We start from the raw sequence: 23,169 nt of genomic DNA, 5'->3' as shown, positions 1-23,169 counted from the left end.
TCTGCGCGGGTCTCTCAAAATTAACATCTGCGCCCTTAACTCGATAATTATTTATGGCTCTTATTGAAGTTAAATCACTAGAGAAGATATATGTGGATGGTGACGTAAGAACGCCCGGATTGAATGGCGTTGATTTGGCTATCAACGAAGGCGAGTTTGTCGCCATCATCGGTCCATCTGGTTCCGGAAAATCTACTCTTCTTCAAATTCTCGGAGTGCTTGATAGGCCATCAGGTGGCGAATATATATTTAATGGGCACAATATAACCGAGTATTCAGACGACCAGTTGGCGCATATTAGAAACAAAGAGATGGGCTTCGTGTTTCAGGCTTTTAATCTTCTACCCAAATTGACGGTATTGGAAAATGTTAAATTGCCCTTAATCTATGCTAGGTTATCCGAGGAAGAAAGAGACAAGCGAGCGAGAGACATGGTCAGCTTGGTGGACCTAAATGACAGGGTAGATTTCAAGACTACGAAGCTATCTGGAGGCCAAAAGCAAAGAGTAGCTATCGCCCGTGCTCTAGTTAATAATCCTAAGGTTATTTTCGCTGATGAGCCAACGGGAAGCTTGGATTCTAAGTCTGGTGAGATTATTATGTCATTTTTGCAAGATTTACATTCCCAGGGAAATACAATAATTTTGGTAACTCACGAATCGTATGTCGCTGAATGCGCTGAAAGGATATTACATATCAAAGATGGGTTAATTGATAGAGACGAGAAGGTTCAGAATCGTCGATTAATCGCTAAGCAGGGATTCTTTAAATAATCGGAATGAAGATTAGAGATACCGTACAAATGGCGATAACAGGATTATCCACGAACAAGACTCGTTCAGCTTTAACTATTCTCGGGATTGTTATCGGTATATCTTCTATCATTCTGGTTATGTCCATAGGTCAGAGCGCTCAAAAACTTATCGTCGATCAGGTCCAGGGATTGGGCTCAACTAATGTCTTCATCATACCTGGTCGTCAGCCCGAAGGATTCTCTGATGGTTCTAGCACTTTGCTAGCCGACTCGCTGAAAGAAAGGGATCTAAAGGATTTAACCAAGAAGAGTAATGTCCCGAATGCAGCCAAGATTACGGGAATGGTCTTTACTCCGGCGAGCGTTAATTATGATTCTGAGACTTACAACGCTACTGTTCTGGGCGCTGATCCGAGGCTTTTCGATTTATTCCAAGTTGATATCGCAAGGGGAACAAATATAACTGACGAAGATGTCGCTCAAAAAAGCGATGTAATAGTTATTGGGACGACGGTGGCTGAAAAATTATTTGGCCTTGCTGATCCAATTGGTGAGAAGATAAAAATAAAAGATAAATATTTTAGAGTTGTTGGTCTTATGGCGGAAAAAGGACAAGCCGTATTTGTTAACTTTGACGAGGCAGTCGTGGCCCCAGTTTCTACTATTCAGCAGTATGTCTTGGGTATAAAATATTATCACCGCGTAGTTGTAGTTGCCGATACGGTTGAGAATATCCCAGATGTGGTCAGCGATATTAAGGCCGTATTGAGATCGAATCATAATATTACTGATCCAGACAAGGACGACTTTTTTATACAGACCCAGGCCGATTTAGTAGACACGGTAAGCTTAATCACGAACATTCTCACTATACTATTGAGCTCTGTTGCGGCGATTTCATTGGTTGTAGGAGGTATCGGAATTATGAATATTATGTTCGTCTCTGTTACCGAAAGAACTAGGGAAATAGGTCTGAGAAAAGCTCTAGGAGCTACCAACAAAGATATTCTTACTCAATTCTTAGTCGAGGCAATCATATTTACGGTCAGCGGGGGATTGGTTGGAATATTTTTAGGGACAGCGTTGGCTTATGCGGCCACCTTCTCTATCAATCATCTGACAACGACTAACTTCCCATTTGCTTTTTCTTATCTTGGAGCGTTCTTGGGAGTATTCGTTTCTAGTGCGATAGGATTTATTTTCGGCATATTCCCGGCACGAAAAGCGGCGCAAAAGAGTCCGATTGAGGCGTTGAGATATGAATAGCCGCTTCGCTCAGCTAGTTTTCTCATCGTGTCCTCGCCTGTATCATGTATTCTCGGGATAGATAGTAAAGAATACAACCAAAAAGACAGGTAACCCTCGCACTATTATTTAAAGAAGGCCTCCGCAAAGCGGAGGCCTTCTTTCTTAGTGATTGTATCGCCCTCGACCTATCTTTTTGGATTCTTTATCTACCTACCCTCTAATACATGACTTGTCTGTGAATGATGAGAAAACTAGCCGAGCTTCGCTTGAATTGAGCTAACTGATCGAAGCGAAGGCCCAAGCCTAGACTTTTTGCTAGATGGGTTTTTTTCGAGCCGTTGAGACATGATGCTCTACTTGACATATGCCGCTTGGGCGTGGTATATTCACCTCAGTTCTCTTGAAAGGAAGCGTGTCATGTGCGACTTCATCTCTTGGAAGAAGGATATTAAAGGGAATATCTACTTTCTGACGGACAAAGATGTATTTTCTCCTCATGGGAGAGAGACTCTACGAGGTACGATGCATAACGACATATTGGGGCACAGTGCTATTGATGCTTTCTATGGCCCAGTGACAGAAAGTTTGCCTCAATTCGAAAACAGGGATTTTTGGGATAAAACTCAATTCCCACCTGAAATTGCCATTCATCTTGAATCCCCCGAAACTCTTTTTGATACTTGGAGCAAAATGCTCAAACGATCTCTTCAGCCAGACGATGCCAGTTACATTCTCATAAGAGCTCCCGAGCTCTGGAGATCGGCCTTCATGGATATCTGTATTCCTCGTGTAGCTGAAGACGTGACCGATGCGTCTTCTGTCCTTTGCGAGGTAGGCGATCTGCCCGAGACTCAAAAAGATATCTTGATTGAGGGCGTGGCCAAGAGTGCAGAATATGCATCTGACGTTCTTCGTGACGTGAAGAACCTGACCAACACTCAGAAAGGCATTCTAGTCAGGGGTTTGGCCAAAAACCCAGAACATGCGCATGACGTTCTTTACGAGGTAGGCGGCCTGACCAGAATTCAGAAAGATGTCTTAATTAAAGTAGTGACCAAAGAAGTAAGATATGCATATCGTACTCTTCGCGACATGAAGGGTCTAACCAGAGTTCAGAAAGATGTTCTGGTTAAGGCAGTAGCCAAGAATGCAGAATATTCAAATTACGCTCTTTACGACGTGAAGAACCTGACCAAGACTCAGCAGGCCTTGTTGAGGAGGAGTCAGTAATATATAGCCGAGCAACGCTCGGCTTTTTCTTATGCTTCGTTTGTGCCGAGCCAATTGATCGAAGCGAAGGCCCAAGCTTTATTTCAATTTATGGATCGCAGACCATTTTACACTGAGGCGGTATGTAGGTAGTCTCTGGCGGGTTATTGTTCGTTGTCGCGTTATTGATACTCGATGTGCCGATTCCAATTACTTTATCAACTATTTTGCTGACTAATCCTTGGCTTTCTTCGCTTTTGAGTTTTGTCTCTATCTTCGCATTTAGGTCTTTTGATTCGACGAAAGCCTGGATGGATTTTTTGAGCGCCTCTTTATCTTCAGTTGATACGTCTTTCGCCGAAAGAATTTGATTCGCAGAATTATTAAAGAAATCTTCCAAGGTTCGGCTGGTCGAATTTATACTTTCTATTATTATCTCATTTTCACTCTTCGGTATCAGATCTTTGAATCCCTCGCCAATATTGCTTATTAATCCATCTTTAAGTGTATTGGAAAGGCCAGGACCAGCGTAGGTTCCTAATATTATAGTGGCTATGACTAATATAATGGCCGCGTATCCCATAGGTACTGATTATTCTAAAAGTGTAATCTATTAGAAATTTACGTGGATATTCCCTCCGGTAGCATTGGCAGGAATACATGCTGGCACGTATTCATCTAGAAAAGATACCACGCTAGCTTCTTTTGCTGCCTGGTAGAAGAATTTATAACAAGAACCGTGCGGAGATACGTTGAAGTCGGCACATGTCCCAGCATTGGCAGATCCTGGCTTGTGGCATCCAGATATACTCGGTCCGCCTGGGCCTTGGATTGTCGAAGATATTCGTAGAGAACAACTACCACCTGACAGGGCATTGAATCGTGAAACGAGAGTCTGTATCTTTTGGGCTGCCTGAGATGATGCGTAACATTTGCCACCATTACTTTCGCAGCCATGGGTAGGGGTGTAGTTAGATATGTCGACGCAGGTTGCTTGAGTACAGCCAGAAGATGCTGTCCCGCCTACATTTTGTTTGCAAGCTTCGGGTGGAGTTCCGGACGATGTTGGTGTAGGCGGTGTCGATGGGCTAGTGCTTGGACTTGCTGTTGGTGCCGTATTCCCTCCTGTTATGCCTGGCAGTTCGAATGTGCCTTGAACTAAGTCGGGATTGATAGTGTATAGAATAAGATAGGCTGATAAAAGCATAATGGCTCCGATGATGGCATTTTGTATCTTAGTCTTAACTCCAGTCCACATCGATGGATTGCCTTGATTAAAGAACCATTCTGCGCCAGCTAAGAAGACCACAATAAATATGGATATGCCTAATAATCTAATAGACCATGTTAATATCATGCCCAACAGGCCACCCATTTCTGGATATCCAGTCGGAGTGGCTGGCAATGTGCGGCCGGCGAAGTCTGGGCCGCCAGCTGTGATGACCAGCTTTTGATTGGCTGTAGCGCTTCCATTTATTCCAACTACTGAAAGAGTGTATGATCCATCTTCTACTGATGGATCAACTGTAAATGTCGTTCCCGTGAAAGTCGAATTAACGTGGCTAGCGAGGGTGTATTTTTGCGAGGAAGACTGAAGCTCAATCTTGTCTGGCAGGTGAGTGCCTTCGATGTACACTTCTGTACCGATCGTTGCCTTTGTCGGAGTGAAAGAGGTAATCGTGGGTGGGCCTATCTCTCCCATAAACATCGCGCATGAATTATTTTCTCCATCTTCTGCTGTTTGGCAGACACAGCTAATTCCTTTTCTATCGGGCAAACAAGAACTCCAGACTACCTCAAGGGCTGCTAATATCTTATCGGCGTTTGCCACGTTGTCTCCATCACAGGCCCTAACGACTTTCTCAATTTGGTTTTCGCTCCATGTCTTCCACTGATTTGCGGGTGTCCCTCTAAATATAAAGTCTGACGAACAGGACAATGCTATATTGGTATTTCTTTGGAACCAGACGGCACTGCGGCATTCTGCTCCGATGGCAATTGGATCTTTTGCTCTAGCGCCAGCCTGATAAACATCAACAGCACACTGTCTGGATGCATTTTGTTCGGAGGTACCGCAACTACATTCCTTGCCTCCTCCGCTACTTGTACAATTAAGAGGTATTAAGCCGACGAATTGAGTGGTTACTGCGGATTCTATCGTTCTATCTCCCGCACCAACGGCCGCTATCACGTCGTAGCGCTCCATCTTAGCATCCCCCTTTTTCCATATTGCTAATAGATCTCCACTATTAGGATTGCCGTTTCCATTTAAGACCTGATCTGTTACATTGAATCCCGTCGGCGGCTTTTTTGCTACCAAGCTTATGAAGTCGAAACTATTTTCTTCTGTATTGGTTGAATTGGCAAGACTCGGATTTGCTTTTAGAATGGCATCCATGGCGCCTCTTAGCTTGTCTGCATAATTTCCACTTGCTGGACATTCTTCTGCTTTAGCTGAAGATGTAAATAATCCAAAGCCGACCGTAAAGGCGAGAATAAATAATGATATCTTTTTGATCATTAATATTAGTATATAGGATTTATCGTCTCAAGTCAGGCAGAATATCCACTTATTAGTTTTGAGCGTGTTGGGCATGGGCAGTGTTTAAATTATGCTATAATGGACTAAGATGATAAGACTACGCGATCACAACAAGTTAAGGTTGGGACTAGTCATTTTAATCGCGATTACTGCCATGTTTTTTGCCAATGGCGTTTTTGCCGCCAGCACACAAGACGATATAAACCTGAAACAAAAGCAGATAGACGAAATCCAAGCCCAAATTAATGAATATCAGAAGCAAATAGATCAAAATCGTTCTAAGTCAGCTACCTTGCAGGGCGAGATCTCAAGATTAAATGGCCAGATGAACCAAATTCAATTAGAAATACGAAGCATAGAGCTTCAGATCAATAAGGCCGCCCTACAGATAGGTGATACTGAGATACAAATATCTAATGCTCTTGACGATATAGGCAAACATAAGAATGCCTTGGTTCAATATCTAAAGATTGCCTATGAGAACGATCAGAAAACTCTAACCGAAATACTTCTTAAAAATGGGGCTTTGTCAGATTTTTTTAATGAGCTGAATAATGTTAGAACTACTCAGGAAAATCTTCAAAATACGATTGATAGCATAAGATCTATCAAATCTGGCTTGGAAATTAAAAAGATTGACCTTGAAGACAAAAAAGATGAGATGCTTCAGCTTAAGACAATCCAAGAATTAGAGAAAAAAAATCTGGTGCAGAATAAGAGCACTAAAGACAAAATATTGCGAGATACGAAGGGCCAGGAGTCAAAATTCCAAGAGTTGGTTAAAAAGTCCCAGAAAGATATCCAGATGATTAAAGAACAGATCACCTATCTAGAGCAGAACGGTGTTTCTGTGGAGGATGCCATTAAATTTGGACAATTGGCCGCCATTGCGGCAGGTATCAGGCCGGCTTTTCTAATAGCTATTCTAGAGATAGAATCAAGGCTTGGTAAAAATGTTGGCACGGGAACATGGATTGACGATATGTATGGTTGCTATAAGCGTTTGGGCAAGCCTCAGCGAGCAGAACAGGAAAAGGCAGCTTTCATGAAGATAGTAAATAGCCTAGGTATGAATCCGGATACGGTCAAAGTATCCAGAGAGCCAAATTATGGTTGCGGAGGAGCTCTAGGGCCAGCTCAATTTTTGCCAACTACTTGGCTGGGATATGTCGATAAGGTAGCCGCTTTAACGGGCCATAATCCTCCTAATCCTTGGAATATCGAAGATGCATTTATGGCCTCGGCTATCAAGTTAGCCGCAGGCGGCGCCAATAGTAAAACTCAAGCAGGAGAGATAAGAGCAGCAAAGGCTTATGTGAGTGGCAATCCAAATTGTACTCAGGCAATTTGCTATTCGTATTCAAGCATGGTTATTAGAAAGGCTGCTGAGATAGAGCCAAATCTATGATAAATACGAAAAAAGTCCAATGGGCACTTGGTATTGTAATAGTCGTATCACTGTTTTTGACTTGGACTTACGTTTCAGCCAAGATAACGTTGAAGAAGAACAATATAGAGATTGGGCCGACCATGATCGTCGAGCAGTCGCCAACTCCCTCTACGTGGAATTTTTCTAGTAAAATTTCAGAGGCGCGTTTGTTGCTAAAAGATATTGAGCTCAAGGTGGGCACGAAAGATATTCCCTACACAGAGAAAAGAATTTCAATCAATGGTGGTCAGATTAAAATATCTGATAAATCATTAAAAGATCCGGAAAGAGAAATCGCCTTGGTAGTCATGGATAAAATCTCTGGCGCATTGGAGGTTGTGAAAATAATTAAAAGAGGAGGAGATTTAATTGCTCCACTTGGTTATCAGATAGAGGTTGTAGAGAGGTCCAATGGCATACGCTGGAATTATTGGGCAACTCAGTATAAGGTAACTCAGCCGGCAAATGCCATGGTCTTATTCAATAAATGGCCCGAGCCCGAGAATGTGAAGATAAAGAAGCCGGTGACTTTGAAAAATGGTAAAAAAAGTTTCGTATATGAGAATAAGGTTAACATAAAATATGTAACTTATGCTCCGTATAGTGAGGATTACCACACTCAAGAGATGATAGCCTTGGGTAACCAATACGTCAGAGATATGGTTGATCAGGCCTATGCTACGTTAAAATCTAAGGGCGTATTATCTAGGGCTTATCCCAAGATTTTGGTATCCGATGTATCGGTTTTAAGAAAAGATTACTTTATCAAAATTCCCATAACTGAGCACAGCGATTTAGGAGAATTTACTCTTGATCCAACTAAAACTTCCGAAAGAGTTAAGATTATAATAGGAGCTAATGGAGCTGGGGCTTACGCTGATAATTGTAATTATGCGGCGGCGTGTGGCTGGGTGCAATTTACGCCGAGAACTTATAAAGAGCTAGCAAAAATATATTCCAAAGCCGGACTAATTAGTGACTTTGAAAAAGGCGCGGCTAACCATCTGAATTCTATGATGGCAGCTGTGCTTTTGTATGATTATAATTTAGCAGGCCTAATGAAAGTCCATGGAAGTAGAATAGTTGACGACCCTAAACTCGAAGAATATCTAGCAGCTGGATACAACGGCTCACCGGCGCGAGTTAATAGCTCGTTGAAGGCCGCCATAGCCGGCGGTTTCAGTGATTGGCTTGGCAAGTTACTCCCAGAAACAAAGGGCTACCTAGCCAAGATTCGTTTTTTACAGAAATACGATTAGTACTGAGTATCTATGGACGAGCTCAAAAAACTAAAGCAAAACGAGCCTTTTAGCAGTTTGTCCCATTTTCTGGGGACTATTTTGTCCTTGGTCGGACTCATTCTGCTCGTAGTTTTGGCTGCTATTAAGGGTAATGCTTGGAAGGTCGTCGGCTTCTCAATCTATGGTATAAGCTTAGTTCTATTATATGGCGCAAGTGCACTTTATCATTTCATCTCTTCGGAGAATAACAGAAAAAAACTTTTTCAAAAATTCGATCACGCTTTAATCTACGTACTTATAGCTGGCACTTATACGCCTATTTGCCTTATCGTGTTGAGGGGTGGTTGGGGCTGGAGCATATTTGGCATAGTTTGGAGTCTAGCTATCGCTGGAATATTAATAAAATTCTTAGAGTTAAAGATCAAGTCGTGGCTTTCTACGGTGTTGTATATATTAATGGGCTGGGTTGCAGTCGTGGCCATCTCTCCGCTTTCTAAATCTTTGCCAGATGGGGGATTGGTGTGGCTTTTTACTGGTGGGCTATTTTACACTGTCGGCACGATATTTTTTGGTCTAGAAAGATACATACCTCGAAAACGTTGGTTTGGAATGCATGAAATATTTCATATCTTTGTTTTGGCGGGTAGTTTTTGCCATTTTTGGCTGATGTTGAAATACGTGCTTTAGTTGAGCGCAAGGCCTCCCTCCTATATATTTATTTTATTGAAGTTTATCGCTACAATGTGTACATGAAAGTCTTAATGCAACTCTTATAAAAACATGATTAAGCATGCAGTAGTAGGATTAATATCAAAAAAAGAAGACGGTATCGAAAAATTTCTACTCGTTAGATCTGACTTTTACGAGGATTTTAAAGACTGCTACTACCCACCCGGAGGTCACCTTGAAGAAGGCGAAGATGAGGCGACCGCACTAAAGAGGGAAATAAAAGAAGAGTTGGGAATAGAGGTGTTTCCTTTGAAGGAAGTCGCGTCTGGCTTCGGCGATGTGAAGGATAGATTTATACACTACTGGACTTGTGATTACAATGACCAGCCTTTTATTATACAAGAGAGCGAGATTGTCGATGCTGGATTTTTTAGTCAGGAGGAAATGAGTAGGATGAGGCTATGGCCGGCAACAAAGAAATTTTTTGATAAATATGTTTTCAATAGTACGCCGATCAAGTAATCTCAATGATTTTGTTGCGAGAGGTGGCACCGAAGACGATTCTTATACGTATTGCTGAAATATCAAAATATTTCGCCAATGTTTCGATTATGGCCTTATTGGCTCGGCCCTGAATGGGCGGCTCTTTTACTGAAACAATAAAATTGGTTTCATCAATTTTCTCAACCTTTTCTTCGCGACTGGCCGGTTTAGCTTTTACGTTTATTCTCATCTCGAAAGTATAAAACAAAAGACTCGCATATGCGAGTCCGTATTATTTTTTCCACATTTTACCGAGGAATAGATATCCTATTGCCCTTCCAAAGAAATTAATTACGTGTCTGAAGAGAGCAATGGAGCGCATGGCTTCAAACAATTTTGCGAAAATCCACACTAATGCGTATATTATGGCAATGATGGCGATGAATAATATGGCGAAGGGCCACATTAGCGCCCACGCATATCTCATGTCTTCTTCAAAAAAAGCTCCGGAAGGCCAATTTCTAAATACTAAACTTCCAAATTTCCTGATGCCGAACCCCATATTTAGGTAGAAAGATGAAACAAGGACGCATAGCAATACCACCACGAGCAAGTTCATGATGACCCACCCCTCTTGTAAAACGGCTGCCAAGATAATATAATTATTTGACTATTATGTCAAGATTAGCAGAGAACAACAAAAAGCTGGTTTATGTGGCCATGAGCGGTGGAGTGGATAGTTCTGTGGCTGCGGCACTGCTCAAGCAAGAAGGCCATAAAGTGGTCGGAGTTTTTATGAAACAATGGCAACCCGATGTCGGTGATTTTTGTATATGGAAAGAAGAACGCGAAGAAGCCGCGAAGGCCGCGGCTAGTCTGAATATACCATTTAAGACCTGGGATTTTACTAAGGAATATAAAAAACAAGTTGCCGATTACATGATCAGAGAATATAAGCTTGGTCGGACTCCGAATCCTGACGTAATGTGCAACAAGGAGATTAAATTCGGCTTATTCTTGAAAAGAGCATTGAGTGAGGGCGCGGATTTCATCGCTACCGGACACTATGTAAGAAAAATCACAAAGGGCGCCTTTGGGGCCAAAAAGGCGCCCTTTGTTTCTTGCGGTTCTTATCTTTATCAGGGCAAAGATAAGAACAAGGACCAGTCTTATTTTTTATGGACTCTGAAAGAAAAAGAGATAGAAAGGTGCTTATTCCCGGTGGGAGGATATACTAAGCCAGAAATAAGGAAACTAGCCAAAAAATTTAAATTGCCGAATGCGGGGAAGAAGGATAGCCAAGGAGTCTGTTTCATCGGACCATTAAACGTGAAAGATTTCTTGCTGAAAAGAATAAAATCGAAAAAAGGCGAGATAATAAAAGATGGCCAAGCCATTGGAACTCACGATGGTGTTTTCTACTATACTATCGGCCAGCGTCATGGGTTAGATATTAAATCTGGAGATGGTCCATTTTATGTAATCGGAAAAGACGTAGAGAAAAATATTATTTACGTTGGAAGCGAGAAAGATCTCAAGTCAACGAAGACGGTCGTGAGCAATCTCAGCTGGGTCAATGGTCCAATTAAATTACCAGCACGAATTGACGTTAAAATAAGATACAGAACTAAATCGGAAAAAGCCATTTTATCTGATGATGGTAATTTAGAATTCGATAAACCAGTTAGAGCTATAACTTCGGGCCAGTCGGCAGTTTTTTACAGGGGACAACTTCTTCTTGGCGGAGGAGTAATAAAGTGATATTTTAAATTTACGTTCTTTGAGTGGTTAGTCGGAAGGGGTCTCGGACATGCAGAGCAACCTAAGTAAAAAGGCTCGCGAAGAGATTGCCTTTTTCTTGGCGTATGAGCAAAAGATCAAGATGAGGAGATCTCGTCTCCTTAATCTTCTGAGGGCCGTTAGGATATTAATCGAAGAGGGTCGCCTTGTTTCCTTGGAGCCGGTCAATAATCTATGGCCGCTTCTGCATCGAGCCGAGAATCCATTAGATAGAAAAGAGACTATCGATCACACCGTTGCCCTAAACTGCTTTGCCGATCTATTTAGGGAAGGGGTGATAGCTAATAGCCATAAGATTAGCGATTTGCGAACGATGCTGATTGATGAGCTAAGGGAGATAGAATTGAAATCTTTGCTTGAGAGGAGAGTTGAAGAGGACGCACCTGGCATAGATTAATTGAGCAGTGTTTCTAGTAGGCTATCGCCGGTCATCTCGACCGGCTTTTGAATGCCTAAAAGATCTATCACGGTCGGAGCTATGTCCGAAAGAAAGCCACCTGGACTAGACTCTGATCGAATGATTTCCTCTGGGGTTCGAGCTCTCTCGTACTCCCTGGCTATCAAATATAGCGGGATTGGATTCGGGTTGTGCTTTGTTTCGGAATCCCCAGTGCCTTTGTATGTTAATGATTCGGCATTGCCATGGTCTGATGCGATAATTAAATATCCATTTTTAGCCAAGACGACTTCTCTTAGCTTTCCTAGTAGTCTATCTAGCGTTTCTACGCCCTCAACAACTTGATTGAATTCACCCATGTGAGACAGCATATCGGCGTTAGCAAAATTGACCAGTATGAATGAATTTATATCATTCTCTAGATCTTTAATAACTGCTTCACATATTTCGTTAGCCTTCATGGCCGAATCTTCTGTGGCCACTCTGTCTGACTTGATCAAAGTATCAGTTTCGCCATCAAATGGCTGTCGCCTGAGAGCATTAAAAAAGAAAGTCACATGAGCGTACTTTTCCGTCTCAGCGATGTGCAATTGCCTAAGTCCATTTGTACTGATTACTTCGGATAAGCAGTTGTTAATTTGTGTCGCCGGAAAGGCAACATGGAGGTTAGAATTTTCGAAGTACTGAGTCATACATATAGTCAGGAGATTTGGCATCTCAATCGTCTCAAATTTATCAAACTTCTCTTGAGTGAAGGCTTGGGCTATTTGCTTCATGCGATCTTCTCTAAAATTGAAGAAAATTAGAGCATCTCCGTCCCTGATCGTGCCATCCGCATCGAATAACATAGGAGGCATATTTATGTCGGTTAGTCCTTTTTCGTAACGACTATTCAATGCCTCATATGGGTCTGTAGCCGATTCGGCCTCGCCCTTAACCATGAGTTGATACGTTTGATCAGTGAGATCCCAGTTCTCATTTCGATCCATAGCTATATCTCTGCCTATCATAGAAGCTAATTTCCCAACACCAGAAGTTTTCATAAACTCATCGATCTTCTTATATATAGATGGAGCTTCTTTTAAGCCAGAGTCTTTGCCATCCGTGTAAAGGTGGAGATAAACATTATTTATGCCGTTTCGTTTTGCTAAATCAATGAGAGCTAGAATGTGATCGGTATAGGCATGCACCGAATTGGAGGTTAATAGCCCAGCCAAGTGCAGAGAGGAGTGGTTGTTTTTCGCATGATCAATGGCTTGCATCAGCTCGGGGTTAGTAAAAAAACTGCCATTTTCTATAGCCTTATTTATCCGACTGAGATATTGAAAGATTATCCTGCCTGCACCAATAGTCAGGTGGCCAACTTCGCTATTGCCCGATTCACCCCAAGATAAGCCGACGGCAACGCCGGAAGCCTGAAGCAAAAGGGATGGGTAGTTATTTTTTATGAAGTCGATGTTTGGAGTTTCGGCGGTCGAAATAGCGTTGCCGAGCTTTTGCTTGGAAAATCCCCAGCCATCGAGTATGCACAGTACGACGGGTCTCATGAGATTAATTATATCAGACTATCAATGAAATGCATTTCTGATGAGCGTAATTGGGCCGCCACCTTAGGGCTATTGTTGCTAATTTGGGCCTTGGGTGATATAATAATATGGTAATTACTTAACATTTGAGTTTTGGAATCTGTAAGTTTACGTCATCTAAAGATGATTATGACCACAGACATAACTTCACAATCGCATGATATTAGGAATGAATCCGCTTTTAGCGGCATTTTTGGCTTTAGTCTTAGGTACTATCGTTGGTTACGTTCTTCGTCAGATCTTAGCTAGTGCTAGGATTAGCTCGGCCGAATCTAGGGCCCACACAGTCCTGAACGAGGCAAAATCTAAATCTCAAGATATCCTCCTTGAAGCTAAAAACAAGGCTATTAAGCTTTTGGAAGATGCCAAAAAAGAGGAGAAAGACAGGAATGCTCAGCTGACTAGAATCGAAAATCTTCTTACTAAAAAGGAAGACGAACTGGACCAAAAAAGCAAGGAGCTTCTGGCTGAGAGAGATTTCCTTAAATCTAGGGCCGCTGAACTTACTCTAATCAAGGCCGACCTTGAGCAGGGGAAAGAGAGACAGATGAAAGAATTGGAAAGGATAACCGATCTTACACGTGATGCGGCTAAAATCGAATTAATCGCAAAGATTGAGCAGGAGTATAAGGATGAGCTTTATACTAAGATAAGAAAGCTTGAGCTTGAGGGTAAAGAAGAGGTAGACAAGAGAGCTAGGGAATTAATGATTATGACTATCCAGAGATATGCCTCATCTCAGATCGCCGATGCTACGACTACGGTAGTTAACCTGCCTTCCGATGAAGTCAAGGGTAAGATCATAGGCAAAGAAGGCAGAAACATTAAGACTATCGAAAGATTGACTGGCGTCGATATTATTATTGACGATACGCCGGAGGCATTGGTTGTCTCAGGTTTCGATCCGGTCCGAAGACAGGTAGCTAGATTAGCCATCGAGAAGTTGATTGCTGACGGCAGGATACATCCGGCTAAGATCGAAGAGATGGTAGACAAAGCCAAAGCCGAGATAAATGACAAAATTAAAGAAGCTGGCGAAGCGGCTCTATTTGAGGTAGGTGTCGGCCCAATTGACCCTAAGCTCACATACTTATTAGGTAGATTAGCTTTTAGAACTAGCTTCGGTCAAAACGTATTGCTGCACTCTATCGAGATGTCCCATATTGCGGCCATGCTAGCCTCAGAATTAGGCGCAGACGTAAGCGTTGCCAGGAAGGCGGCATTGTTCCATGACATAGGTAAGGCCGTTGATCACGAGGTTCAGGGCACTCACGTCGAAATTGGAAGAAAGATTTTGGCTAAATTCGGAATAGATAAGAAAGTAATCGAAGGCATGGAGGCTCATCATGAGGAATATCCATATTCTTCGATTGAGTCTAGAATTGTTCAAGCTGCTGATGCCATATCTGGCGCCAGACCTGGGGCCAGAAAAGATACTGTTGAGATATATCTCAAGAGATTAGAAGAGTTAGAAAAAATTGCTACGTCATTTGAGGGCGTTGAGAAATCATATGCCGTTCAGGCCGGTAGGGAATTGAGGATATTCGTAATGCCCACGAAAATTGATGACCTAGGAGCTATTAAGCTAGCTAAGGATGTTGCTAAAAAAGTTGAAGAAGACATGAAATATCCTGGAGAAATCAGGGTTAATGTAATAAGGGAAACTAGAGCCGTAGAATACGCGAGATAGGCAGTTGTTCCAAAAATCTAGTATTTATGCTAGTATTTTGATTGAGTACTATACAAGTACAATAATTAAAACAGAAAGGGGGTGTGCGTATGCCAGTCAAAAAGAGTCAATTAGCTCAAAATTTAGCTGAGAAAATGAATGTTTCTAAGAAGCAGTCATTAGAGTGGATCGATGCTTTTACAGATGAGATCACGAAAGTATTGAAAACCGGCGATAAGGTCAACATAACCGGTTTCGGTATCTTCAAGGTTTCAGATAGAAAAGCTAGAGAAGGAGTCAACCCGAGAACAGGAGAGAAAATCCAAATCAAAGCTTCCAAAAAGCCAAGATTTACACCGGGTAAACTTTTGAAAGAAGCTATTCTATAATCTAGGTATTTTGGATCCAAAATACTTTTTAGCAAAACCGCCCCATTGGGGCGGTTTTGCTAATGGACTATTTCAATAGTTATCTAATGTTTTAACGAAAACCTATGTCGTCTAGTCTAGGCTCATCATTGACCGGCAATCTATTCTTCTTCGTCTTCGGTAGCCAGATGAACGGTCGTAATGCTCTTAGTATAGGGTAACTATATTTTTTTGTATTTCTTCACAAATGCATAGTGACGCTAATGGTTGAAAATAGACTATATTTTTGATACTATGCTTTTATCAAGACGCAGCTCTTATGTAGACGTATTTAAGTAATCTGCAAGATATTGCGGGTATCGTATAATGGTTATTACGACAGTTTTCCAAACTGTGAATAGGGGTTCGATTCCCCTTACCCGCTCAAATTGTGATGACATGAACTCATTCAATCCAATAAAACAACCCCGCCTAGGCGGGGTTGTTTTATTGCGAGCAAATGATTTAATAGAGTTAACGTGGTCTTTGAAAAGAGGCGAGAATGCTAGACTGGCGAATAATTCAAGGAGGCATGGGGGCTTACATATCCCATCCTTTCCTTGCTAAAGAAGTCTCACTCGTATCTAAGGGCTCGGCCCTTGGCACTATATCTGGTATCGCCGCTGACAGGATTCTATCTCGTATTCTGCAAAAAGGCGATCCTGGCGGGCACTATCGAAGGGCTCTGGCCCACTTTCCATTCCAAGAAGCAGTTAAAGATATTGTAGATTATTACTTTGTTGAAGGTGGTATCCCAGAGGGAGCAGAATATAAGACCGTAATTCCACTTAGCTTTAAGCCGTCGTGGAGAACTATCAATCTCTTTGTGTGTGCGAGTTTCGCTTTTGTCTGGCTTGCCAAAGAGGGTCACGATTATCCGATTAGCATTAACTATCTTGAGAAAATACAAATGCCTCACGTTTATAGTCTCGCCGGTGCTATGATAGCCGGAGTTGATTGCGTGACCATGGGTGCAGGGATTCCTACTCAAATTCCTGGAGTCATGGACGCGTTGTCTCGCGGCGAGGATGCGATCTATAAGGTTAGCGTGACAAATGCTATCGGTGGGCACAAGGCTATATTATTCAACTTCGGGAAGCATTTTGGCGCTGATCTGGGAACATTAAAGCGTCCAGTCTTCTTGCCCATTATCTCTTCTAATCTTATGGCTAAGATAATGTTGACTAGGTCGTCGGGGAGTATCGAAGGCTTTGTTATTGAAACGCCTACCGCTGGCGGGCATAATGCTCCGCCGCGAGAAAAGCACTCCGAAGAGTATGGCGGAAAAGATAGAGTGGATTTTGAGAAAATCGTTGAGCTGGGATTACCATTTTGGATTGGCGGGTCATATGCTTCACCGGCTGGATTAGCCGAGGCGATATCGGCTGGTGCAAAGGGTATACAAGTTGGATCTATATTTGCCCTAAGCCAACAATCAGGTATGAAAGATAGCTTGAGGCGAGAGATTCGAAGAAGAGGATTCCTGAAAGCTACTGGAGTCGACACCAATTTTAGCATTAGAACTGATTTTAGAGTATCTCCAACGGGCTTCCCATTTAAAGTTGTCGAATTACCAGGAACTCTTTCTGATTCTGCAGTTTATGATAATCGAACAAGATATTGTGCCTTGCGTTATTTGGCCACGCCAGTAGAAAAAGATGGAAAGATTATTTATCTTTGCGCGTCTGAAGATGTCGATCAGTATGTCCGCAAAGGCGGGAAGATTGAGGATACGGTAGGCAGGGCTTGTCTTTGCCAAGGCTTGCTTGCCACGGCCGATCTAGGCACCCCTGGTGAGCCTGAAATTGCTACTCTGGGAGATGACGTCAACTTCTTGGAGCATCTGATGGGTGGGCCAGATGATACTTATACAGTAGCCGACGTTATCGGCTATCTTCTGTCGGCATAGGCACGCCCCAAGGGGCGTGCTTTTTTGATTGCCTTGAGACGTTCTCGGGCCTTCTTATTTTTATTGACACTGCTATCACGAAGTGGTTCACTAGCCTTAGGTTCCGTTCGTTCAAAAAAGGAGACCCTTGTGACATACAAACGCTTACGTCATGGTAAGCATGGCTTATCGCTAGTCGAAGTGACCATAATATTGGCTACATTGATGCTTTTGGCTGGTGTATTGGCTCCTTCGATCATGGATTTCGTCCGAGATGCTCGTTTTGTAAAGGTTAAAGAAGATTGTGAGGCAATTGGAGTGTCGTTGTCTAGGATGTTGGTGGATACGGGTCCATGTATTAGATTAGACGGTCGTCTCCCATGCTCGAGAAACAATCGTGTGAATCTGCTTGTTAGCGAAGGTAACGCCATTAGAACTCGTGGCTTGGGTGCTCAGCTCTTTGATTATGGATCATATTCATATGAAGCAAACTACACGCGAATGTCATCTCGTGAGTCAATCAGCTACTCTCAACGAATCGTAGCAACGAATATGACTTGGATAAATGCGACGCATTTAGGAGGCGCTACCGCATTTACATCAGAAATCAAATCAGACATTGATTTGAGATCGGCGGCAGAGAAACATGCGGCAGATTTCCGCGAGCTATTAGTTAAGGCCGAGATTGATTCCCCAGAGATTGTAATTAGTAGGATCTCTAACGCTAAAGAGGTGAAGGGCTCTATGACGTCTTGTAGCGAGGTAATATTGCCTCAAAGTGGCATAGTTAAATGTAGAATGAATCCTGGGATAAGAATGCTGTGGATGGCGTATCGTCCAAAGGCAGCAGTTAACGATCGCGCCGTCGATCTGCTGAAAAATGTTCAGTGGTCCGGAGAGTCACTTAATGCCTTCATGTTCCAGGTCGAGACTCCTAAGGCCAGATATATATTTCTAGTTCCAGAAGCTTGTGGAAATCTGGCGCTATTTAGCGTCTCAGATCGTCAGTCATCATTTATTGTCGAGAGTAAGCTTGAGAGACAGATGTTGGTGAAGCGCAAGACGATTGGGTGGGCCTATGAATCGGAGAATAGTCTGGTGGTTGATATAATGGAAAATCACTTGGTTCAGAATCTGCCGAGAGGCAGAATTGAAAACGCATATCTATATCCAGATGTAATGCGACTAAGCTATAGCTCATCGATTGGTATGGGCTGGAGAGGAGCTTATCTATCTGCTATCGGCCCAGATCCCTGGGGGAATAGGTACATGGTTAACAGTATATTCTTCTTTGATGATGAGCTCAGGTGGCCGTACAATTCAATGTGTTTATCGGCTGGACCTGATGGAGTCGTAGAAACGCCCTTTGCTAGGGCCGGCGTTAGAAGAGAAGGGGATGATTTCACATATGTCATCTCGGGAGGATCGCGCTAGATCGAAAGCGTATGCTATCGATAATGTTCTTTTATTAGCACGGGCACGTCACTTAGGGGCGTGCTTTTTTCATAGTGTTTAAGATATATCTTGGGATAATGCCTAGTTTTAGGTATCTATCGAGGATTTTCTTAGGTAGTTTGTCGATGCTTCTTATAATTTTACGACACTCCTTCTCTCCGCAGTTACATTTCATGGTCCAGGCGTCATCGGCACCAATTATGGTTGAGTAATCGATAAGTGTTTCTTGGCCACGTTTAATGTCATTTATGGCTATCCAGAATAATTTGCCTTTATTTTTTATAACTCCTGAATTTGGATTGCATGAATGATTTGAATAATCTCCAAGCTCTCCTTCTGGGCTTAGGTATCTTGTCCCACAATAACGAAATAAGTTTTCGGCTTTTCTGGCATTCTCATCCCAAAGCTTGCTCGCCCTTTCGTGATGTACGAGTTTCCCGCTGATAGTCTCAATTATTTCTCCTTGCTTGAATGCTTTTGCGGCGAAAATGCCCTTGCCGTTTCTAGCCATTTTTATGATTAATTTTTTAGGCATAATTTTAATAGATTGATGCGTCTTAATTACAGTCAATCTTTTTATTAGTCAATTAGAACATTTTTGCCTGAGATTTCAAAGTATGCTTGCATTATCCTCGGCAAAGAGCATGCTTGAGGGGGTCGACTATTAACTAGTAATATCAGTGATATACCTATGACAGACGAAAAAAAATGTTTGAAATGTATGCATGAGCACACAAAGGAGGATGGTACCTGCACGTGTGGATGCGAGGATGGTAAGAAGGAAGAGGTTGCAAAGGAAGAGGCCCTGAAGCAAGAATAAATATGATTACCATATATTAAAACCCGTCAGCCATTGGCTGACGGGTTTTAAGTTGGGACGACTTAAGGTACGAAAAAGCCCCATGCTACTGGGGCAACGCAATGTATCGCCTTCTAGTTAGAACGTTGAGATTAGAAGACATTCTAAGAGTTTGCCTAGTTTAGGCAGTGACTCCAGATTCTCTCGTTCTCCCTGCGTGCTTGCTAACCCATTTTTGATCTTGAATTGGGAGTTGTCGCATGTATTTTCCCCACATAAGACATCTACCAAAAACACTATTCAAGAGCGCGATATTCCTGTCTCTCGCTGCCTGAAGAAATAATTTCCCCAATGGCTCGGGAGCGTCGGGCATTGTTTGGCACATTGACCTCTCCTCAAAGAACGTGAACTTAGAATACCATGCGGGCGATATTTGTCAACTTCGGCGTATCAAAAAAGCCGACGTCAGTCGGCGAATGATCTATGCGGCATTGCTGGAGCCTGGAGTGCCATCGTCTGGCGGTTCTTGATCTCCATAGCCCGTACCATCACAATGTGGGCATTGCTCTAGCACCAGTCTTGAAGTATTTAGTAAAAAGTTATGTCCATTACAAAACTTGCAGATATTAGAATAATGCGCCCATCTCCTCTTTCTAATCTTCTGCTCTGACATGATTAACCTCCGTAATCCAGAACGAACTGAGAGTAAAATATCACTTGTATGGCACTTGTCAATGCTGAATATGGGTACTAACGAAATTTTAGAAAAAGTATAAGTATACTAAAACGCGCCAAGTAGGCGCGTTTTAGTATACTTTGTTGGTACCCCCGGCAGGAATCGAACCCACATCAAAGCCTTAGAAGAGCTCTGCTCTATCCATTGAGCTACGGGGGCGTATTTATTTACCTCCTTTTAATTGTAAATACGTTTTCTTGCGATGACAATTTGCACACCTTACTTCGCATTTATGTATTTCCACCTGTAACGATTCCCAGGAATAATGACCTGAGCGCATTCTTGATATCGATTTGAGCTTATTCTTCTGATCGATATGATCAAAATCTAATACTCTAAAATCTTTTTCGCCACAATCGGTGCAGGCTCTCGTCTTTAGAAAGTCTAATAGATTTTTTCGTATCTTGACCCTATGCCGTTTTTGAGCCTTGTATAAATCCTCTTTATGTTTGTAGGGCATACAGGGATTATACTACAAACTTCTAACCCTGGACAATCCTAGGCTCTGTAACCCTTAGTAATTATAGATCAAAAATACCAAAAAGTAAAGAAAAAAGCGGCCTCCGGCCGCTTGGAAATTAACGTATTTCTCTGATGGACATGTCCCAATGAGAGTAGCGAATAATCTTGAACAGATCTCGCGCCCATCGGAGAATTACCAGTCGACCACTATCGATTAGTGGCGTAATCTCGTATCTATTATCTATGGGTATCGTGTCGGTGGCGTAGATTCTATCTATGGGACAGTTGACGTCTGCGAGAGCACTAACGCAATTTCCGCAGCCGATAAAGTGAATGACTGTGGCCCAAAAGGCCTTGATATCGCTAAAGCTTCTGAAGGCCTTGGCGGTTTTGATATTTGTATTTCCAGTTGCTATCTCGTCATCTACGGATATGACGATTGACCCATCCAGTTTATCCAGATCGCCAGAGAATCCAGCTAACGTTATGTCATCGCTGCTTTTCCTTCTTTTTCTACCGCATATGATGTGGAAAGTCCGAGACATTTCCCTCTCTATCTCTACGATCTCGCGTTCGACTCTCTTTAAAGCACTCTCGTCTGGGAATAGCAGGCAGATATTTCTATCGGGAAATTGTTTGATTGCGTCTTTGATAGCTTTTTTAATAACCCTTCTCGCTAGAGATATTTCGGTGATCAGCCCAGGTCGTCCAGCGGCAACTCCGCCCGGGGAATGTAGATTCGCGACTATCATGCGTTCAAGCTTCTGGTATGATGCCGCCCAAAACATATCAATAATAATGCGATTAAGCGCTAAAACTTTAAGTCCGTCATCCTTATCTGACCTAGAAAGGGGACTATACCCAGATACTAAGGTTATGCGTTTAGCTTTTCTGCCTACGAGGTAGGCCAGGGCTATCTGGGTTTGAGCCAGCATGAGTTCTGTGCCTGGACCGCTCGTGAGTAGGAAACAATCGTGTCCGCCAATATGATCTTTTGGTAATTCAATAAACGGTTCACCGCTTTTATGATGATCAACTCTCGGCGTGGCAATGTCAACTTTATCGGGATAGTTCTTCTCAATTAAAGTTTTTGTCTCTAGGGCTAGGCTCTCAAATCCTGGCATGGGAATTAAAGCTAGGCCACCATTTTGATTTCTTTCGACTCGTGCATTGTTCTGGGCATCCATGGGGCGCTCCTTTTTTCAAGGATCTTTATTGCCATTCTGCCACAATTACCCTTATTGTCAATTGCCATTATTTGATAAAATATGTTTTTTTCGATATGATAATTTAGAAATAACGGGCTGTAGTGTAACGGTAGCACGAGACGTTTGGGACGTTTTAGTCCGGGTTCAAATCCCGGCAGCCCGACATCGGAAATTAAAACAGGGTTAAAAACCCTGTTTTAATTTACCGTATATGAGGGCAAGAGGCAGTGACCGAGCGTGAGCGAGGAAATACTGAGCGCACCAGCGCGAATGTGCCCGACCATTTGAAGGAAAAGGCCGTTTGGCAATTAAGTCGAACGGCCTTTTCCATGTAATGATTAGATTCTCTTCATTGAGTTCGAGGTTTGCCACCATAGAAATGATAAGTCTGTGTTTGTTGATCGGATCTGCAATCTCATCACAATTAGGTCATGAATTTAGGCAACCTGATTGTTGTTTTTATTATGACTCCTTTGGCTTGAAAAACCAATGGAATAGAGCATAATGAATCAAATAAAGAATCTCTAATATGGAATATTGGTATTATACATTAAGTGCCATACCTCAGACCCTAGCTACTATGATAGCGCTAGTAGCAACATTTGGTGCTGTTAATCTTAATATGCTATCCAGTAAGATTACAGAGATAAGAAAAGATCCTAGAATTAGAAGATTCATACTTCTAGGCACATCTCAACTTGACAAAGAAATTCATGCAACGGAGATTCATCAGATTGATGCATTAACAAACAACGATTACCTAAGCTTATTTCAGAAATGCCTAGATCGCCTGGATCCTAGAAGTGAAACATTAGGATTAGAAGGCAAGATCTTTGAAAAATATAAAGCAGAGATGCTTGAGGTTATACATTCTGAATGGCATAGTTTTTATGGACCCGACCCAGATAGAATCTACGGCTATTTATCAATGAAGAGGGATGTCCTAAAAATGTCGGTATTGGATAAGAAAAAAATTATTAATAATTTAGGATTAAGTCTAAGTTTAGCCGTATTGACTATTGTAATTTCCTTATTAGCATTACCAAATTATGATTATTTTTGTGGGTCAACCTTATTGGTTAGCAGTGTTGTAATTCTAGCTGTATTAAGTGTTGCTTTGACAGGATGGGGAGTCTGGATTGTTGCAAACCTAGAATCAAGAAATTAATAACGTTAGCTCAATGTAA

At 42.3% G+C, this 23,169-nt stretch carries 26 protein-coding genes and 3 tRNA genes; 17 read left to right on the top strand and 12 right to left on the bottom strand.

Annotated elements, in window-relative coordinates:
- The first annotated feature begins 53 nt into the window (after window positions 1-53).
- The 3 genes from DEG18_02840 (at window position 54) to DEG18_02830 (ending at window position 3,232) form a co-directional block, all read left to right on the top strand.
- Window positions 54-773, top strand: a complete 720-nt coding sequence (locus DEG18_02840; GenBank protein HBX58518.1) for a macrolide ABC transporter ATP-binding protein — start codon at window positions 54-56, stop codon at window positions 771-773.
- 5 nt (window positions 774-778) lie between these two features.
- On the top strand, window positions 779-2,020 hold the full coding sequence (locus DEG18_02835) for a hypothetical protein (protein HBX58517.1): 1,242 nt from the start codon (window positions 779-781) through the stop codon (window positions 2,018-2,020).
- Between the two features lie 399 nt (window positions 2,021-2,419).
- Window positions 2,420-3,232 carry a hypothetical protein gene (locus DEG18_02830; GenBank protein ID HBX58516.1) on the top strand — a complete coding sequence of 271 codons (813 nt, stop codon included), beginning with the start codon at window positions 2,420-2,422 and terminating at the stop codon, window positions 3,230-3,232.
- Between the two features lie 88 nt (window positions 3,233-3,320).
- Here DEG18_02830 and DEG18_02825 read toward each other — a convergent pair whose 3' ends face one another.
- Window positions 3,321-3,794 carry a hypothetical protein gene (locus DEG18_02825; GenBank protein ID HBX58515.1) on the bottom strand — a complete coding sequence of 158 codons (474 nt, stop codon included), beginning with the start codon at window positions 3,792-3,794 and terminating at the stop codon, window positions 3,321-3,323.
- Between the two features lie 30 nt (window positions 3,795-3,824).
- On the bottom strand, window positions 3,825-5,732 hold the full coding sequence (locus DEG18_02820) for a hypothetical protein (protein ID HBX58514.1): 1,908 nt from the start codon (window positions 5,730-5,732) through the stop codon (window positions 3,825-3,827).
- Between the two features lie 109 nt (window positions 5,733-5,841).
- Between DEG18_02820 and DEG18_02815 the strand changes: the two genes are divergently transcribed.
- Genes DEG18_02815 through DEG18_02795 form a run of 5 tightly spaced genes read left to right on the top strand, consistent with a single transcriptional unit; the run spans window position 5,842 to window position 9,614 of the window.
- The gene (locus DEG18_02815) at window positions 5,842-7,161 is read left to right on the top strand and encodes a hypothetical protein (protein HBX58513.1); all 1,320 of its coding nucleotides are present in this window, start codon (window positions 5,842-5,844) and stop codon (window positions 7,159-7,161) included.
- A complete protein-coding gene (locus DEG18_02810) occupies window positions 7,158-8,441 on the top strand; it encodes a hypothetical protein (protein ID HBX58512.1) in 1,284 nt (427 codons plus the stop codon). The genes DEG18_02815 and DEG18_02810 overlap by 4 nt, the downstream gene beginning before the upstream one ends.
- A 12-nt stretch (window positions 8,442-8,453) precedes the next feature.
- Window positions 8,454-9,110, top strand: coding sequence for a hemolysin (locus DEG18_02805; GenBank protein ID HBX58511.1), 657 nt, complete (start codon window positions 8,454-8,456; stop codon window positions 9,108-9,110).
- Window positions 9,111-9,176 carry a hypothetical protein gene (locus DEG18_02800; GenBank protein HBX58510.1) on the top strand — a complete coding sequence of 22 codons (66 nt, stop codon included), beginning with the start codon at window positions 9,111-9,113 and terminating at the stop codon, window positions 9,174-9,176.
- A gap of 27 nt (window positions 9,177-9,203) precedes the next feature.
- Window positions 9,204-9,614 carry a hypothetical protein gene (locus tag DEG18_02795; GenBank protein HBX58509.1) on the top strand — a complete coding sequence of 137 codons (411 nt, stop codon included), beginning with the start codon at window positions 9,204-9,206 and terminating at the stop codon, window positions 9,612-9,614.
- Here DEG18_02795 and DEG18_02790 read toward each other — a convergent pair.
- Both DEG18_02790 and DEG18_02785 read right to left on the bottom strand, forming a co-directional pair.
- On the bottom strand, window positions 9,607-9,825 hold the full coding sequence (locus DEG18_02790; GenBank protein ID HBX58508.1) for a hypothetical protein: 219 nt from the start codon (window positions 9,823-9,825) through the stop codon (window positions 9,607-9,609). The genes DEG18_02795 and DEG18_02790 overlap by 8 nt on opposite strands.
- A gap of 42 nt (window positions 9,826-9,867) precedes the next feature.
- The gene (locus DEG18_02785; GenBank protein HBX58507.1) at window positions 9,868-10,194 is read right to left on the bottom strand and encodes a hypothetical protein; all 327 of its coding nucleotides are present in this window, start codon (window positions 10,192-10,194) and stop codon (window positions 9,868-9,870) included.
- Window positions 10,195-10,250: 56 nt separating this feature from the next.
- On the opposite strand from DEG18_02785, the gene DEG18_02780 reads away from it, so the two are divergent.
- Window positions 10,251-11,336 carry a tRNA 2-thiouridine(34) synthase MnmA gene (locus DEG18_02780; GenBank protein ID HBX58506.1) on the top strand — a complete coding sequence of 362 codons (1,086 nt, stop codon included), beginning with the start codon at window positions 10,251-10,253 and terminating at the stop codon, window positions 11,334-11,336.
- A 49-nt stretch (window positions 11,337-11,385) separates the two neighbouring features.
- A complete protein-coding gene (locus DEG18_02775) occupies window positions 11,386-11,772 on the top strand; it encodes a hypothetical protein (GenBank protein HBX58505.1) in 387 nt (128 codons plus the stop codon).
- On the opposite strand, the gene DEG18_02770 is transcribed toward DEG18_02775, so the two are convergent.
- Entirely contained in the window at window positions 11,769-13,319 is a 1,551-nt protein-coding gene (locus DEG18_02770; protein ID HBX58504.1) for a 2,3-bisphosphoglycerate-independent phosphoglycerate mutase, read from the bottom strand. The genes DEG18_02775 and DEG18_02770 overlap by 4 nt on opposite strands.
- A gap of 208 nt (window positions 13,320-13,527) precedes the next feature.
- On the opposite strand from DEG18_02770, the gene rny reads away from it, so the two are divergent.
- The 5 genes from rny (at window position 13,528) to DEG18_02745 (ending at window position 18,756) form a co-directional block, all read left to right on the top strand.
- The gene (gene rny, locus DEG18_02765) at window positions 13,528-15,048 is read left to right on the top strand and encodes a ribonuclease Y (GenBank protein HBX58503.1); all 1,521 of its coding nucleotides are present in this window, start codon (window positions 13,528-13,530) and stop codon (window positions 15,046-15,048) included.
- An 89-nt stretch (window positions 15,049-15,137) separates the two neighbouring features.
- Window positions 15,138-15,416 carry a hypothetical protein gene (locus DEG18_02760; GenBank protein HBX58502.1) on the top strand — a complete coding sequence of 93 codons (279 nt, stop codon included), beginning with the start codon at window positions 15,138-15,140 and terminating at the stop codon, window positions 15,414-15,416.
- A 331-nt stretch (window positions 15,417-15,747) separates the two neighbouring features.
- Window positions 15,748-15,822: transfer RNA gene (locus DEG18_02755), tRNA-Gly, on the top strand.
- 114 nt (window positions 15,823-15,936) lie between these two features.
- Window positions 15,937-17,343, top strand: a complete 1,407-nt coding sequence (locus DEG18_02750; protein ID HBX58501.1) for a 2-nitropropane dioxygenase — start codon at window positions 15,937-15,939, stop codon at window positions 17,341-17,343.
- A gap of 204 nt (window positions 17,344-17,547) precedes the next feature.
- The gene (locus tag DEG18_02745) at window positions 17,548-18,756 is read left to right on the top strand and encodes a hypothetical protein (GenBank protein ID HBX58500.1); all 1,209 of its coding nucleotides are present in this window, start codon (window positions 17,548-17,550) and stop codon (window positions 18,754-18,756) included.
- Window positions 18,757-18,808: 52 nt separating this feature from the next.
- Here the strand turns inward: DEG18_02745 and DEG18_02740 are convergent, their stop codons facing one another.
- The 6 genes from DEG18_02740 to DEG18_02715 all read right to left on the bottom strand — a co-directional run bounded on the left by DEG18_02740 (window position 18,809) and on the right by DEG18_02715 (window position 21,961).
- A complete protein-coding gene (locus tag DEG18_02740) occupies window positions 18,809-19,312 on the bottom strand; it encodes a hypothetical protein (protein HBX58499.1) in 504 nt (167 codons plus the stop codon).
- 445 nt (window positions 19,313-19,757) lie between these two features.
- Window positions 19,758-19,949, bottom strand: a complete 192-nt coding sequence (locus DEG18_02735; protein HBX58498.1) for a hypothetical protein — start codon at window positions 19,947-19,949, stop codon at window positions 19,758-19,760.
- A 108-nt stretch (window positions 19,950-20,057) separates the two neighbouring features.
- On the bottom strand, window positions 20,058-20,249 hold the full coding sequence (locus tag DEG18_02730) for a hypothetical protein (GenBank protein HBX58497.1): 192 nt from the start codon (window positions 20,247-20,249) through the stop codon (window positions 20,058-20,060).
- A 147-nt stretch (window positions 20,250-20,396) separates the two neighbouring features.
- A tRNA-Arg gene (locus DEG18_02725) sits at window positions 20,397-20,471 on the bottom strand.
- A 4-nt stretch (window positions 20,472-20,475) separates the two neighbouring features.
- Window positions 20,476-20,772, bottom strand: coding sequence for a hypothetical protein (locus tag DEG18_02720; protein ID HBX58496.1), 297 nt, complete (start codon window positions 20,770-20,772; stop codon window positions 20,476-20,478).
- Between the two features lie 118 nt (window positions 20,773-20,890).
- A complete protein-coding gene (locus tag DEG18_02715; GenBank protein HBX58495.1) occupies window positions 20,891-21,961 on the bottom strand; it encodes a hypothetical protein in 1,071 nt (356 codons plus the stop codon).
- A 113-nt stretch (window positions 21,962-22,074) separates the two neighbouring features.
- On the opposite strand from DEG18_02715, the gene DEG18_02710 reads away from it, so the two are divergent.
- Window positions 22,075-22,145 (top strand) — tRNA-Pro (locus DEG18_02710).
- 20 nt (window positions 22,146-22,165) lie between these two features.
- On the opposite strand, the gene DEG18_02705 is transcribed toward DEG18_02710, so the two are convergent.
- Window positions 22,166-22,357 (bottom strand): hypothetical protein, encoded by a 192-nt coding sequence (locus DEG18_02705; protein HBX58494.1) that lies wholly within the window; start codon window positions 22,355-22,357, stop codon window positions 22,166-22,168.
- Window positions 22,358-22,511: 154 nt separating this feature from the next.
- Here DEG18_02705 and DEG18_02700 point away from each other — a divergent pair, with 154 nt between their 5' ends.
- Window positions 22,512-23,150, top strand: coding sequence for a hypothetical protein (locus DEG18_02700; GenBank protein ID HBX58493.1), 639 nt, complete (start codon window positions 22,512-22,514; stop codon window positions 23,148-23,150).
- Window positions 23,151-23,169: the final 19 nt, after the last annotated feature.

Source organism: Candidatus Yanofskybacteria bacterium (genome assembly GCA_003514055.1).
In the GTDB taxonomy this organism is placed as follows: domain Bacteria; phylum Patescibacteriota; class Minisyncoccia; order 2-02-FULL-40-12; family GWA2-44-9; genus UBA12115.
This window is presented reverse-complemented; position numbering and strand designations above follow the sequence as displayed.

Coding starts and splice junctions, on each gene's coding strand:
- DEG18_02840 (HBX58518.1), top strand. CDS start 54: ATGGCTCTTATTGAAGTTAAATCACTAGAGAAGATATATGTGGATGGT.
- DEG18_02835 (HBX58517.1), top strand. CDS start 779: ATGAAGATTAGAGATACCGTACAAATGGCGATAACAGGATTATCCACG.
- DEG18_02830 (HBX58516.1), top strand. CDS start 2,420: ATGTGCGACTTCATCTCTTGGAAGAAGGATATTAAAGGGAATATCTAC.
- DEG18_02825 (HBX58515.1), bottom strand. CDS start 3,794: ATGGGATACGCGGCCATTATATTAGTCATAGCCACTATAATATTAGGA.
- DEG18_02820 (HBX58514.1), bottom strand. CDS start 5,732: ATGATCAAAAAGATATCATTATTTATTCTCGCCTTTACGGTCGGCTTT.
- DEG18_02815 (HBX58513.1), top strand. CDS start 5,842: ATGATAAGACTACGCGATCACAACAAGTTAAGGTTGGGACTAGTCATT.
- DEG18_02810 (HBX58512.1), top strand. CDS start 7,158: ATGATAAATACGAAAAAAGTCCAATGGGCACTTGGTATTGTAATAGTC.
- DEG18_02805 (HBX58511.1), top strand. CDS start 8,454: ATGGACGAGCTCAAAAAACTAAAGCAAAACGAGCCTTTTAGCAGTTTG.
- DEG18_02795 (HBX58509.1), top strand. CDS start 9,204: ATGATTAAGCATGCAGTAGTAGGATTAATATCAAAAAAAGAAGACGGT.
- DEG18_02790 (HBX58508.1), bottom strand. CDS start 9,825: ATGAGAATAAACGTAAAAGCTAAACCGGCCAGTCGCGAAGAAAAGGTT.
- DEG18_02785 (HBX58507.1), bottom strand. CDS start 10,194: ATGAACTTGCTCGTGGTGGTATTGCTATGCGTCCTTGTTTCATCTTTC.
- DEG18_02780 (HBX58506.1), top strand. CDS start 10,251: ATGTCAAGATTAGCAGAGAACAACAAAAAGCTGGTTTATGTGGCCATG.
- DEG18_02775 (HBX58505.1), top strand. CDS start 11,386: ATGCAGAGCAACCTAAGTAAAAAGGCTCGCGAAGAGATTGCCTTTTTC.
- DEG18_02770 (HBX58504.1), bottom strand. CDS start 13,319: ATGAGACCCGTCGTACTGTGCATACTCGATGGCTGGGGATTTTCCAAG.
- rny (HBX58503.1), top strand. CDS start 13,528: ATGAATCCGCTTTTAGCGGCATTTTTGGCTTTAGTCTTAGGTACTATC.
- DEG18_02760 (HBX58502.1), top strand. CDS start 15,138: ATGCCAGTCAAAAAGAGTCAATTAGCTCAAAATTTAGCTGAGAAAATG.
- DEG18_02750 (HBX58501.1), top strand. CDS start 15,937: ATGCTAGACTGGCGAATAATTCAAGGAGGCATGGGGGCTTACATATCC.
- DEG18_02745 (HBX58500.1), top strand. CDS start 17,548: ATGCTTTTGGCTGGTGTATTGGCTCCTTCGATCATGGATTTCGTCCGA.
- DEG18_02740 (HBX58499.1), bottom strand. CDS start 19,312: ATGCCTAAAAAATTAATCATAAAAATGGCTAGAAACGGCAAGGGCATT.
- DEG18_02735 (HBX58498.1), bottom strand. CDS start 19,949: ATGCCCGACGCTCCCGAGCCATTGGGGAAATTATTTCTTCAGGCAGCG.
- DEG18_02730 (HBX58497.1), bottom strand. CDS start 20,249: ATGTCAGAGCAGAAGATTAGAAAGAGGAGATGGGCGCATTATTCTAAT.
- DEG18_02720 (HBX58496.1), bottom strand. CDS start 20,772: ATGCCCTACAAACATAAAGAGGATTTATACAAGGCTCAAAAACGGCAT.
- DEG18_02715 (HBX58495.1), bottom strand. CDS start 21,961: ATGGATGCCCAGAACAATGCACGAGTCGAAAGAAATCAAAATGGTGGC.
- DEG18_02705 (HBX58494.1), bottom strand. CDS start 22,357: ATGGTGGCAAACCTCGAACTCAATGAAGAGAATCTAATCATTACATGG.
- DEG18_02700 (HBX58493.1), top strand. CDS start 22,512: ATGGAATATTGGTATTATACATTAAGTGCCATACCTCAGACCCTAGCT.